This window comes from Deltaproteobacteria bacterium HGW-Deltaproteobacteria-18, from assembly GCA_002841885.1.
Taxonomy (GTDB): Bacteria; Desulfobacterota; Desulfovibrionia; order Desulfovibrionales; family Desulfomicrobiaceae; genus Desulfomicrobium.
On sequence record PHBE01000009.1, the window covers coordinates 195,826 to 208,630 of the forward strand.

Annotated in this window: 11 protein-coding genes; 9 read left to right on the forward strand and 2 right to left on the reverse strand. The window is 58.5% G+C overall.

Annotated features, from left to right (window positions below):
* Positions 1-44 precede the first annotated feature (44 nt).
* The 7 genes from CVU60_10110 (at position 45) to alr (ending at position 10,323) form a co-directional block, all read left to right on the forward strand.
* Positions 45-3,824 (forward strand): hypothetical protein, encoded by a 3,780-nt coding sequence (locus CVU60_10110; protein PKN41731.1) that lies wholly within the window; start codon positions 45-47, stop codon positions 3,822-3,824.
* The gene (locus CVU60_10115; protein PKN41732.1) at positions 3,821-4,339 is read left to right on the forward strand and encodes a response regulator; all 519 of its coding nucleotides are present in this window, start codon (positions 3,821-3,823) and stop codon (positions 4,337-4,339) included. Before CVU60_10110 ends, CVU60_10115 begins: the two co-directional genes overlap by 4 nt.
* 98 nt (positions 4,340-4,437) lie before the next feature.
* A complete protein-coding gene (locus tag CVU60_10120; protein PKN41733.1) occupies positions 4,438-6,750 on the forward strand; it encodes a general secretion pathway protein GspE in 2,313 nt (770 codons plus the stop codon).
* Positions 6,747-7,220 carry a hypothetical protein gene (locus CVU60_10125; GenBank protein PKN41734.1) on the forward strand — a complete coding sequence of 158 codons (474 nt, stop codon included), beginning with the start codon at positions 6,747-6,749 and terminating at the stop codon, positions 7,218-7,220. The genes CVU60_10120 and CVU60_10125 overlap by 4 nt, the downstream gene beginning before the upstream one ends.
* Before the next feature lie 70 nt (positions 7,221-7,290).
* A complete protein-coding gene (locus CVU60_10130) occupies positions 7,291-7,749 on the forward strand; it encodes a heat-shock protein Hsp20 (GenBank protein PKN41735.1) in 459 nt (152 codons plus the stop codon).
* 91 nt (positions 7,750-7,840) lie between these two features.
* Positions 7,841-9,175 carry a peptidase gene (locus CVU60_10135; GenBank protein PKN41736.1) on the forward strand — a complete coding sequence of 445 codons (1,335 nt, stop codon included), beginning with the start codon at positions 7,841-7,843 and terminating at the stop codon, positions 9,173-9,175.
* A 26-nt stretch (positions 9,176-9,201) separates the two neighbouring features.
* A complete protein-coding gene (gene alr, locus CVU60_10140) occupies positions 9,202-10,323 on the forward strand; it encodes an alanine racemase (protein PKN41737.1) in 1,122 nt (373 codons plus the stop codon).
* Between the two features lie 131 nt (positions 10,324-10,454).
* Here the strand turns inward: alr and CVU60_10145 are convergent, their stop codons facing one another.
* The gene (locus CVU60_10145) at positions 10,455-10,901 is read right to left on the reverse strand and encodes a DUF296 domain-containing protein (GenBank protein PKN41738.1); all 447 of its coding nucleotides are present in this window, start codon (positions 10,899-10,901) and stop codon (positions 10,455-10,457) included.
* Positions 10,902-11,064: 163 nt separating this feature from the next.
* Between CVU60_10145 and CVU60_10150 the strand changes: the two genes are divergently transcribed.
* Entirely contained in the window at positions 11,065-11,802 is a 738-nt protein-coding gene (locus CVU60_10150; protein PKN41739.1) for a hypothetical protein, read from the forward strand.
* Between the two features lie 73 nt (positions 11,803-11,875).
* A complete protein-coding gene (locus tag CVU60_10155; GenBank protein ID PKN41740.1) occupies positions 11,876-12,397 on the forward strand; it encodes a hypothetical protein in 522 nt (173 codons plus the stop codon).
* Positions 12,398-12,402: 5 nt separating this feature from the next.
* On the opposite strand, the gene CVU60_10160 is transcribed toward CVU60_10155, so the two are convergent.
* Complete coding sequence (locus CVU60_10160; GenBank protein ID PKN41741.1) at positions 12,403-12,783, reverse strand: DUF2784 domain-containing protein; 381 nt, start codon at positions 12,781-12,783, stop codon at positions 12,403-12,405.
* Between the last annotated feature and the right edge of the window lie 22 nt (positions 12,784-12,805).

Consider the following 12,805-nt stretch of genomic DNA (forward strand, 5'->3'; position numbering starts at 1 on the left):
GAAACCTTTGCCCATGCCGTCGGCGGCTACAGCACGAGTAGGATATGGAAAGAAAAAAATCATTTTTTAATCTGCTCCAGTTCAAGATACATATCGGGATTCAGTTCATTCTGGCGATATGCTTTTTTGCATTGGGGTATTTCATCTACGTCACGCAGCTTGATTTTCTCATCAAGGACATCCGCAGGCAGGGCATGGAGCAGGCGGAGATGGTCGCCCAGGCCAGCGTGCCCGCCATCCAGCGGGAGAGCATCTACCTGTTGGAGGAGCTGGCGATCAAGGCCGAGTATTCCCCTCTTGTGGCGTACTGCCAGATCCTCGATCCTGTCGGAAAATCCTTCCTGAAAGGCGAGGTCAGGGTCGGGCTGACCAGAGACGACCTCATGAGCGCCTACAGCGCAAGGGACGTGAGCGTGGTTACCCACGACATCCTTGCTGGAGGAAAAAGCATCGGCCAGGTCAAGCTGGGGATGTTTGTCGACAAGGCTCGTCAGGAGGTGCAGGCAACCACCATTCGCCTCGTGGCCGCTTTTGCAGTGGTGCTCGGCCTGATCGCGCTCTTTCTGTACGTGTTCCTGAATCGCCTGCTCATTCTTCCGGTCGTCAATCTCTCTGTGCTTACCCAGAGCCTGTCGCGAGGCGAATTCGTGACCACGAATCTGGATCAGCGCCGTGACGAACTCGGGGTTCTGGCCCACGGATTCAACATCATGAGCCGCAGCCTCAAGGAGCTGTACAAAAGCCTCGAAGAGAAGGTCGATGCGCGCACGGAAGATCTGAACAACGCCTATCATGAACTGCAAGCCATTTTCGACAATTCGTTGGTCGGCATCTCGGTTTTGAGTTCCGACCACAAAGTCATCCGGGCAAATCGCAGATTCGCGACCATTTTCGGCTATTCGGCGGCGGAGATGCCCCTTGTCAGCCCCGAAAAATTCCATGTCTCCGGCCGGAACTTCGATGACTTCAGCGAGAAGTTTTTCAATCGTCTGGCCGAGCGGGAAATCACCCAACTCGAATACCAGTTCCGCAGAAAGGACGGAAGCGTCTTCTGGAGTCAGGTCTCCGCCAAGGCCATCGACCCGCAGGACCTGACTCGGGGCATCATTTTCGTCATCGAGGACATCTCCGACCGCAAGAAGGCCAGCGAACTTTTGCGGCAGCACGCCGAGGACCTGCGCGTGGCCAAGGACCAGGCCGACAAGGCCACCCGTTCCAAGAGCGAATTTTTGGCCCGGATGAGCCATGAAATCCGCACGCCCATGAACGCGATCCTGGGCATGGCCGAGATGCTGCAGGAGACGAGCCTGAACGAGGATCAGCAGGAATACGTCAAGACCTTCAGTTCGGCCGGCGAGCTTCTGCTGGGCATCATCAACGACATCCTCGATTTTTCCAAGATAGAGGTCGGCCAGATCAAGCTCGAATCCATCCCGTTCAATCTGCGGGAGCTTGTGGACGACGTGAACAAGCTCTTTGTGTATCGGGCGGAGGAGAAGTCGCTGAAGCTTGAAAAGAAGGTTTCCGAAGGGCTGGCTCAACGCTACATCGGCGATCCGACCCGCATCCGGCAGATTGTCATCAATCTTGTCGGTAACGCTTTAAAATTCACCAGCACCGGTGGCGTGACCATGTCCGTGACCGAATCCGTCATGGACGACGGGGCTCCGTGTTGCCTCTTCGCGGTCAAGGATACGGGCATAGGGATCCCGAAATCGAAGCTGAACGCTGTTTTCGAGAGCTTCGCGCAAGCCGACTCTTCCACGACGCGGGAATTCGGAGGCACTGGCCTTGGGCTGGCCATCTCCAAGAAACTCGTGGAACTCATGGGCGGACGGATCTGGGTCGAGAGCGAATCCGGTCAGGGAACGACCTTCTTCTTCAAATTGCCACTTGCCCCCGATCAGGAGGTCCGGCTGCCGGAATTCCGTCTCAAGATCCCGGCGGATACCCATCTGCTCATCATCGAGAACCAGCCGGAAGGCCGGGGGAGCATTTCCTCCTTGGTGCGCACCTGGGGGCTTGTGCCCGTTTCCTGCCCGTCCGCGGCCAAGGCCATCGATGCCCTGAACGCGCACAAGAAGGATTTTGCCTTCCAGGCCATCCTGATCGATTCCATGGTCGACAACGTGCCGGGAATCGAGATCGTGCACCTGCTCATCGGACAGGGAATCCCCATGGCCAACCTTGTCCTGGCTGTGCAGACCGCCGAGGATCTCGCGCGGCTGCCCAAGGCGACGGACATGGGCCCCTTGTCGTATATCCTCAAGAGCGAGCGGGGCGTCGTCCTGCACGACAAGATCTACGAAGTGGTGTCCGAGTCCCAGCGCAGGCGCATGACGGATCTCCACGACAAGGGCTGGAAGGTGCTTCTGGTCGACGATGTCGAGGCGAACAGACGGGTGGTTGAGCTTTTTCTCAAAAGCAGCAACGTCTTCATAACTCATGCCGAGAACGGCAAGATCGCGGTCGAGAAGTTCACCGAAGAGCCTTTCGACCTCGTGCTCATGGACATGGAGATGCCGGTCATGGACGGACTGGAGGCCACGCGCCGCATCCGCGCCTGGGAGCAGGAGAAGCGGGAATACAAGACGCCCATCATCGCCCTGACGGCCCACGCCTTCCAGGAGCACCGTCAGAAGACCATGGACGCGGGATGTACGGAGTTTCTGGCCAAGCCCATCAAGAAGCAGGCGCTCATCAACATCATCGACCTCTTCGCCGGACAGCGTGAATCCTTGGTCGCGCAACCCGAACCCCTGCTGGTGACGGAGATAACGCCCATTTACGACGAGCAGGATTCCCCGGTTCAGATCGATCCCGAGCTGCAGGATCTGCGCCCGCTTTTCCTGCGCACGGTACGTGATTTTCAGGCGCAGCTCGCCGACGCCATCACGACCCAGGACTTCGGGACCATGCAGCGCTGCGGCCACAGCCTGAAGGGACTGGGCAGCACTTACGCCGTGGACGAGATCAGCCAGTCCGGCAAGATCATCGAAAGCGCGGCCAGGAGCAGGCAGGCGGCCGTGGTCGTCGAGGCGGTCAATCACCTTGCCGTGTTCATGAACACGGGCACGACGCCGAAGGTCCAGCCCGGCGAGGGTTCCGGGGAGATGGGCGGGGATGATTTGCCTGCGCCGTTGGATGGACGCTATGTGGCCCACGTCGCGCCGGAAATGTCCGAGCTCATCCCGTTTCTCATGGACGCCATGCAGAAGGATCTGGAGCTCATGGGCAAGGCCCTGGCCCAGAAGGACTTTCCGACCATGCGTCGCTTCGGGCATAGTCACAAGGGCTTCGGCAGCACCTACGGTTTCGAGTACATCAGCATCGTCGGCCGGAAAATCCAGTCTGCCGCCGAAGCGCGGGATGCCGAGCAGCTTGCGGATCTTTTGCTGGCGCTGGGCAATTACCTTGAGCGGGTGGATATCGTCTACGAGATAAAGACCGACCTGATCGAAGATGAAATCGAGGAGCCGGTGCCGGGCACCGAGGTGCCCGAGGAGATCGCCGAGGACGTGCAGGATTACACTGTCGAGGTTGATGCGGAACTCTATGAGCTCGTGCCCCTGTTCATGGATACCATGCATTCCAATGTTGCCGAGATGCAGGAGGCATTGCCCGAGAAGAACTTTGATGTCATTTGTCGTCACGGGCACAGCCAAAAAGGGCTTGGAAGCACCTATGGCTTTGATTATCTGAGCCATATCGGATACAAAATCGAGACAGCCGGGATGCAGAAGAATACGGAAGAAATTCAGAAGCTGCTTAAAGTGATGACCAAGTATCTTGAAAATGTACAGATCGTGGAGCGCAAAGGATGAACATGTACACTCAGGACGTAGATTCCATTGCGGATCAGTATGTGACCAAATTGCCGATATCGGTGCTGTTGATCGATGATGAATTCTTGATCGGCGAGGCCATGCGCATCAAGCTCTCCTCGGAGACGGACATCATCTTCAATTACTGCAAGGAGCCGGACAAGGCCTTGGAAACCGCCATCGGAGTCCAGCCCACCGTGATAATGCTCGATCTGGTCATGCCGGGGGTGAACGGGCTGACCATGGTCAAGTTCTTCAAGAGCAGCGAGGATTTTCGCGACGTGCCCCTCATCGTGCTGTCGGCCCGCGAGGAGCCTGAGCTCAAGAAGAAGGCCATCGCTCTTGGGGCCAACGACTACATGATCAAGCTGCCGGACAAGACCGATCTGGTTGCCCGTATCCGTTGCCATTCGGAACGGTATATATTCAAGCAGCAGCGCGACGAGCTGATAATGAAGATAAGGGCGATGTCGGATCAGAACAATGGCGGCCTCTCCTCCCCGTATCTGGATTGATCTCTTGTTCATGAATTGTCGTTTCACGGGACCGGAGGCCATTTCCCGGTCCCGTTTCTTGTTCACACCGCACGGATAGGCCGCGAAGGCGAGGTAGTATGCTCAAGTCCAAGCTGATCGACATCAAGAAGATTTTTCAGGCGGCCCAGGCCTTTGAGATGGCTTGGAACAAGTGTCTGCCCGATCTGAAGGCCCTTTTTCAGGTCGAGCAGATACGTTTGTACAAGTGCGATGCGCAGCACGCGGAATTGTTCGCGCTGGTTTTGAAGGACGGCAGGCCCCGCGAGGTAAGGCTGCCCATCAACACGTCGAGTCTTGCCGGGTATACGGCCCAGTCGCAGTTGCCTTTTATCCTCAAGAGCATTGAATCCGGGGAACTTGAGGCCATCCATCCGAGCCTGCGTTTTGATCGTCAATACGACCAGTTGGTTGGATTCGATACGCGCAATGTGATCTCAATGCCCATCCAGCACGAGAATGAGCTGTTGGGAGTGTTGCAGCTTCTGAACAAGCAGGAAGGCGATTTCTCACGCGAGGATGAGGCGTTTTGTCGCCTGATCGTGAGCATCATGGGACAGAAGATGTTCGAGGAGCGCAGTCTGCCCAAGGGCCCGTACGAGAATCTTGTTTTGAAGGGCGTTCTTGTCCGCGAGCAGCTTGATGACGCCATTTCGCGCTCGGCCAGAAAGGGAATTTCCACCTCCCGCCTGCTGCAGCTGGATTATGGCGTGAACGCGGATGACATCGGAGCATCTCTGGAAATCTATTATCAGACGCCTTTTGTGCGCTACCAGGATAATCCCGTCTCCGAGCAGATGCTCAAAGGCATAAACCGCCAGTACCTGCTCAACAATCTGTGGGTGCCCATTCAGGCCAGGGGCGAGCGAGTCGTGATCCTCATCCACAATCCGCACGATTCCGAACAGATAGAGGAAATTAAACGGATCCTGACCGCGAAGGAATATGAATTCAGGGTGGGGCTGCCCGAGGAGATTCTGGCCTTTCTTGGCGATCGCAGCCAGTTGCTCAAGTCCGGCGCCAGTTCCAAAGGCATGGCGGATGCCTATGAAGCCATGCACGAGGAAGAGTACGAGAATGAGTTCGACGAATATGACGATGATGACGACCTCTCCGAAGCCTTGGCCGATCTGGAAGGAGTATCCGAGGAGGGCCTTGAACTCACGCAGGTCGAAGAGGAGGATATTTCCCAGGAGAGCCGCCAGCTCGCCGTCCGATTCGTGAACAAGATCATCATGCACGCGCACAAGACCGGAGCTTCGGACATTCACATCGAACCTTCACGGACGGGACGTCCGGGGGTGGTGCGGATGCGCATCGACGGCACCTGCGTGCGGGTGCTGACCGTGCCCGAGAGCATCATCAAGCCCGTGGTTTCACGCATCAAGATTCTCTCGAACCTCAATATTTCCGAACGACGGCTGCCGCAGGACGGCAAGGCCAGGGTCCGTTTCAAGGGCCGCGAGCTTGAGCTTCGTGTCGCAACGCTCCCCACCGTGCACGGCGAGAGCGCCGTCCTGCGCATGCTCACCTCCGGCAAGGCCCTGCCCTTCGACAAGCTGAACCTGAGCGATGCCAACAAGATCCAGATCGAGCGCCTCATGTCCAAGCCACATGGCATTTTCCTGGTCGTCGGACCGACAGGCTCCGGAAAAACGACCACCCTGCACTCCATCCTGGCGCGCATCAACACTCCGGACAAGAAGATATGGACCGTCGAAGACCCGGTTGAAATTACGCAGCCAGGGCTCCAGCAGGTCCAGGTCGAGAGCGCCATCGGCCTTGATTTTCCTCGCATCATGCGCTCTTTTCTGCGTGCGGATCCGGACGTGATCCTTGTTGGCGAGATGCGTGATTTCCAGACCGCGCAGATCGGTGTGGAGGCTTCGTTGACGGGTCACATGGTTTTTTCGACCCTGCACACCAACTCCGCTGCGGAAACTGTGACCCGCCTTCTGGACATGGGCATAGAATCTCTTAACTTCTCAGAAGCGTTGCATGGAATTCTGGCCCAGCGTCTGGTCAAGACCCTGTGCGCGCAATGCCGCGAGTCATATGCGCCTTCCGATGAGGAGTGGGAGTACCTGCTCAATCAGTATGGCGAAGAGTTTTTCCCCGAGCTTGGCATAGAGCGCTCCAAGGTCAATATATACAGGGCAAAAGGCTGCGGACGTTGCGGTCAGACCGGATACAGGGGACGAACCGGAATTCACGAACTGCTCGTGGCGACTCCTGAAATCCGCAAGGCCATCGCCCGCAAGCAATCATCCGAAGAGGTCGCTCTGATGGGTATCAAGCACGGCATGCGGACCCTCTATCAGGACGGGATCGCAAAGATATTCAAAGGGGATATAGATATCCTGCAACTGCAGAAAGTTACGAGTTCCGAATGAGCGAAATGGAAAACAACACTGATAAAAAGGAAGCTCCCGAGCTTGCCAAGAGTGTCGAGACCCCCGGCGTTCCGGACGCTGCCGAAGGCGACGGGGCGTTGAGGACCCTAAACGCGGACGAGGCTGTGGTCATACCCGCCAATATGAAATTGCGGTTGGAGAAATGTCCCAAATGTCAGTATGAAAGGCAGGACGGTGACGAAGCCTTCGCGACTCCCTTCGAATGTCCCAAGTGCGGCGTTGTCTACGCTCTGGCCATGGAGGAAGTGAGGAAGCTGGGGCGTGGGCAAGATCTGCAGGCCGAAGCCGAGGCGGAGGAGATGCGCCGCCTTGCCCAGGCCCAGAACGAAAATATCCGGAGTTCGCAAATCGGTAGCGCCATGTTTGTTGGCGAAGAAAAGAGCAACATCTGGATCGCGGTGGTGATTCTTGCAATTTTGGTTGTGGTGGGGGCATTGTTCTTCATTTGAACGCCGCGCGCGGGCTCCCTTGGGCGGTTTGGTGGTTTAAAGCTTCAAACGATGAGAACCCTGGTGAATTATGGCAAAGCTTTTTCCCTGGAATTCCTGGCTTGAGATGGAAGATTTGAAAGAGGAGATGCAGCGTCTGGTCGAGAATTCGGCCTGCTCGTCTCCATTTGCCGAGAGTGGGCGCAGGATGGCCAGATTCAGGCCCGTGGCCGATGTGATCGAGGTCGAGGATGCGTTTTTCGTTCTGGTCGAGTTGCCGGGGCTTGAGCGCGAAGATGTACGGCTTGAGGTTCACGGCAATGAATTGGCCGTCTTCGGAGAGCGCCAGCCGCCCCGGAACGTCGAGGGCGCTGCCTTTCAGGTCATGGAACGGTCGTATGGCTGTTTCTCTCGCCGTTTCGAGCTGCCGGAGGATATCGACGACCAGTCCGTGGCCGCCAGCATGAAGTCGGGCCTTCTGCAGGTACGGGTGCCCAAGCTCACCCGGCGTCCGGTGAACAGGACCATCCCCATTTCCCTGGATGAATGATTTTGACTGACACGTGGCTCAAAATTTGGGAGCGGCCTTTTCATGACCAGCCGCACGCATTTTCCGATATGATTTTCAAGGAGATTTTGCCATGAAACTTTTCAAGTTGCTGGCCGTGATCCTTTGCTGGGCGCTCCTGGGCGCCCATTTTTCTTTTGCCTCAGACAGGGACATCCGCATGACGCCGGTGGTGCGCACCGTGCAAAGCGTGGCTCCGGCGGTGGTCAACATCCACACCGCACGCATCGTAGAACAGGAGCTCAATCCTTTTGGCTCCATGTTCGACGACACCCTGTTCCGCCATTTTTTCGGCTCGCAGGACCTGACTCGAAGGTTCGAGCAACGCAGCCTCGGGTCGGGAGTGATCATCGACGCGGGCAAGAATCTGGTGCTGACCAACGCGCATGTCATCGAGGGGGCATCGACCATCCGGGTGCGCCTTTTGGACGGGCGGCAGTTCGACGGCGAACTGGTCGGCTCCGATCCGGACTTCGACCTGGCCATCCTGCACCTGAAGGACGCCCGGGACCTGCCGCAGGCCACCATGGGCGATTCATCGGACATGATGATCGGCGAGACGGTCATCGCCATCGGCAACCCGTTCGGGTTCGGCAATACCGTGACCACGGGCGTGGTTTCCGCCATGGAGCGGACCATCGAGACCAAGCAGGGTACCTTCACGGACTTCATCCAGACCGATGCGGCCATCAATCCCGGCAACAGCGGCGGTCCGCTCATGAACCTGGCCGGCGAGCTGGTCGGGATCAATACAGCTATTTATGCCGAAGCCGAAGGAATCGGGTTTGCCATTCCCATCAACAAGGCCAAGCGGGTCGTGGATGAGCTGGTCAGTTTCGGCCGTGTGCAGGCGGTGTGGCTGGGACTTGAGGGACAGGATGTGGACGAGCGCATCGCCCGTTATCTGGGCCTTGAGGAGGCGCGGGGGATGCTCGTGACCCAGGTGCATGAGGCATTGTCGCAAAAGGCCGGGATAACGCCCGGGGATGTGATCACCTCCGTCAACGGGGTGACTGTCGAGGACCGGAACCATTACCAGCGCATACTCAGAAATTTTACACTCGGTCAGGAGTTGCGTCTCGATCTTGCCGGGCAGGCGGGAAAGCGCAGGGCGTCCGTAAGGCTGCAACCCTTTACGAATGAAAAGGCATTGGACATGGCTGTTCGTCGCTGGGGCATGACTGTACAGGCCAGGGGACGCAACCTGGTCGTGTCCGGGGTCCGCCCCGGAAGCCCTGCCCAGCAGCTGGGGCTCAAGAACGGGGACCTTCTGCTCAAGGTGGCCGGAGACGCGCTGGCGTCCACGGATGACTATGCCCGGGCTTTCAAGCGCTATCGCATGGCCAACACGGTGCTCCTGCTCGTGGCCAGGGACGGGCGCGGCTATCACGTGCGACTGCGCGTCTGACAAGATCATCACTCAAGGAGCATTTCATGACCATCTGGTACAATCATGTGCGCACGCGCATTCGTTTGCAGGCGCTGGTGGACAATTACAGGCTGATCCGCACCCGCGCCGTGAACCCTGCGCCTGTCATCAAGTCCGACGCCTATGGGCACGGGCTTCCCGAAGCGGCCGGGGCTCTTTTTGCGGCCGGGGCCCGGACCATGGCGGCAGGAACAGTGGGTGAGGCCTCCGTTCTGAAGGACGCAGCGCCCGAGGCCGAAGTCATATCCCTGCTTGGTCCTCTTGATGCGGCCGATTATGCGTGCGTGTGCGAGCGCGACGTTGTCGCTTTCGTGGGCAGCACCGAACAGCTGCTGCTGCTGGAAGAGGCCGCGCGGCACGCCGGGACAACGGTCCGGGTCGCCCTGAAATTCGACACGGGCATGTCCCGGCTGGGTTTTACGGCGCAGGAGGCGCCGGGAGTGGCCGACACTCTGGACGGGCTGGAGCATGTCCGGGCGACCATGGCCTGTTCTCATCTGGCCACGGCCGACGATCCGGAGCAGGTCGAGTATGTACGGGAGCAGGGCGGCCGGTTTGAACGCATCCTTGAGACCCTGCATGCCCGGGGCCTGGATGTGCGGGCCAGTCTGGCCAACTCCGGGGCCATCTTCGCCTATCCCGGACTTCATCATGACCTGCAGCGCCCGGGCATATCCCTTTACGGCGGAAACCCCTTTCACGGCACGCCCTGGGAGGAGAAGGGGCTGGGCCTTAAGCCCGCCATGCAGGTCTCAAGCCGGCTGGTGCAGACCAGGACCATCCCTGCCGGTCAAAGCGTGAGCTACGGGCGCACCTTTACCGCTCCTGACGAAATGCGCGTGGGTATCGTGGCCATCGGCTATGCCGACAATTATTCACGCGGGCTGTCGGGCAAGGCGCAGATGCTTCTTCACGGCAGGCGCGTTCCGGTCCTTGGCCGGGTCTGCATGCAGCTCACCGCCGTGGACCTGACCCAGGTGCCGGAGGCGGCTACGGGCGATGAGATTTTCATGCTTGGAGGCGATGGCCCCGCAGCCATCTCTGCCGATGAGCTTGCCGGATGGTGGGGCACGATCACTTACGAGGTGTTCTGTCTGCTGGGACAGAACCCGCGCGAGTATTCCTAGGCAGCCTCGCGCGTCTGGTGCGGCAGGTCATCCTGTGCAAAGCGGCGTCATCCGAAGAGCCGCTTCAACGTGCGTGCGGAAGGCCCGCGCCCTTTCGCAAGGATTGCGTTCAGATTCCCTCTGGAGAAGGTTCAAGGCTGTAGGAGCTTGAATCCGGTTGCGGCATCGAGCACCCTTGCGGCGTCCGTGTCGACAAGTTCGACCAGCACGGCCTCCATGACCTGCCAGACCTTGACCCCGCCGCGGATGCAGCCGGTCACGGTGCTGGTTTCACGGCCGCAGGCCATATGCATGTGCAGCACTGGCCGACCCGTTTCGTCCGGGAAGATTGTCCCGGTGCCCGCCACTTCGCAGGCATCATCCAAAAGGTGATTCATGGGGGTGACCGGCGAGACGCCCCGGCTTTTCTCGGGGCCGACCACCAGGGAACTGGCACGGTCCGCCCCGCCCAAGATGATCAGAAATCCTGCCTTTACCTTTTCTTCAAGTGCCAGTCGTTCGATTTGTTCGTGCACGACGTCTTCATCTTCCAGCCGGATGACAAATGTCCGCCCTTGCCTGGCCTGTGAATATTTCATGGGTCTTTTCCTCTGAGGTCGCCTGTTTTTTTTTGGTGCGCGAGTTCTTCGTTCAGGCCCGATAACAGGTCCTTGCGCCGGACGGCGAAGGTATGTAGCGGCTGAGAACTTGCGGCAACTGTTTTGACTTAGGGTGATTTTTTGTGTAGCTAGCACACTGAAAATGAGCACTGGAGGGGACGCTATGGATTTTCCGCAAGGTGGGCAAGGCCCCCGTAGAGAGTTTTCGGCTTTGCCTGTATTTGCGCTCATCCTTTTTGTTTTTTGCACCTTGCCCGGATGTTCGACCAAACACGTGGACTCCACCGCAGACCTTGCAGCCGCCCTGCATGATTCTTCGGGACATCCGGAAGGGGCCCGGGGTGAAGCCCTGTCTGTACGCCACCGCGAATTCGATTACTCGATCCTCTTTTCCCGTGACAACGATTATTTCTCCATGTCGGATCCTGAATATGCCGCCGACTTCTCTTCCTTGGCGATGACGGATGAAATCGAGCCGGTTCCTTCCATTGCCGACATTGTTCTGGCCCAGTATGAAGGCTGGCGAGGAGTGCGCTATCGCCTTGGAGGCACGGACTATCGCGGTATAGATTGCTCGGCGCTGGTGCAGGCTGTCTTCAAGGACGCCTTTGAGATGGATTTGCCCCGCACATCCGCAGAGCAGGTCAAATTGGGCGAGCCTGTGCCCCGCAACGAGATCCAGTCCGGTGATCTGCTTTACTTCATTGATCGCGGCCGCAAGCATGTCGGCGTGGCCGTGAATGAAAACGAGTTTTTGCACGCCTCGCGCAAGAAAGGTGTGATCCTGTCCAAGTTCGACGGGTACTGGACCCCGCGTCTGAAGCGCGTCCGTCGCATCCTGGATTGCAACGAAATGGACCTTCGTCCCAACGGCGGCTGAGCCTGGGCCGGACGTCGATGTCTTGGCCAGCACTTTGCCCCGGGTGCCTGGCGCATGCAGGGGGCGCCAATATATGACTGCCCGAAACCCTTGTGCTCTGTCAGGCCGGATGGCCGTTAATTTTTCCACTCTGTTTTTTTTGTGCCTGCTCTTTCTGGGTGTCGGTTGCGCGCCCAAGTCCGTGATCCAGCCTCCCTTGATCCCCCCTTCTCCATCCGCTCTCCGTGACGCGTCGGTTTCCGACATTCTGCTGTCCCAGTTCAAGACCTGGAAAGGCGTGCGGCACCGCATCGGTGGCACGGATCGGCAGGGCGTGGATTGTTCGGGACTGGTGCAGAACATTTTCAGGGAGGCGTTTCAAGTGGAGTTGCCCCGCACATCCCGCGACCAGAGCCGGATGGGGCAAAGTATCGACGCCAGGGAGATGCGGCCCGGAGATCTGGTGTATTTTCTGGATAAGGGCGGGGACCACATCGGCGTAGTTGTCGCGGACAGAACGTTTCTGCACGCGTCGGCGAGTCGGGGGGTTACGCTCTCAACCTTCGACGCCTACTGGTGGCCGAGACTCAGGCGTGTGCAGCGCGTCCTGTCCTGACTTTTTCATTTTTCCGTCCGATTGCGCTCCGATCTTTTCTTCAGAACCCAACCATACACGGCGACGTTGACCACTACGACCGCCCCTGCCAGCATCATCTGGGCTTCTCGGGTCAGCCCGTCTGGGTAGATCACGGCGAGCAGGTACCGCTCCACGAATCCTCCCGCATACCCTTCCTCTCCAGCCCGGCGCAGCAGGGCGTTCTCCAGATCCGTCAGCGGACAGTACCAGCCAAAGGCCTCGACCAGAACGCCCCAGAGCGCCGCAGGGACATGGACGACGGCGAATCGCGGGTACCTGGGCACGGCAAGGCCGCCGAGCATGATCAGACAGATGAAGGAAAGGTGCAGGATGAGAACCGCGTTGGCGGCAATAAGGTGGGCCATGAAACCTTGCCCGAATGAAAAG